The 343-nt window shown below is 67.3% G+C and carries 1 protein-coding gene; it reads right to left on the bottom strand.

Annotated features, from left to right (window positions below):
* Positions 1 to 343 (bottom strand): condensation domain-containing protein (locus GM668_RS30360; protein ID WP_155442696.1); only part of this gene is annotated, 343 nt, incomplete at both ends.

A 343-nucleotide genomic window follows, 5' to 3' on the forward strand; every position in this document is an offset into this window, starting at 1 on the left:
CTGCCGTCGGCATAGCCGTGCAGGTAGCCCAGGCTGTAGAGCGGCCCTTCGGCCAGGTCAAAGCCGGACTGCCATTGCGTCAATACGTCCTGCAGCCGGGTTTCATCCAGCGCGCCCACGTCCAGCATGCGCAGCGCTTCGACCGGCGCGGCAGCGTCATAGTGCTGCATGCCGCCATGGAAGCGCAGGCGGAACGCATCGTGCTGCGCCACCACCTGCGCCAGCGCGGCGCGCAAGCGTTCCACGTCCAGCGCGGGAGTGCGCACCAGGAACGACTGGTTCCAGTGCTGCGCGGCGGCGAATGCGTTTTCAAAGAACCACGACTGGACCGGCAGCAGCGCGA

It is taken from the genome of Pseudoduganella ginsengisoli (assembly GCF_009720865.1).
Taxonomy (GTDB): Bacteria; Pseudomonadota; Gammaproteobacteria; order Burkholderiales; family Burkholderiaceae_D; genus Rugamonas; species Rugamonas ginsengisoli.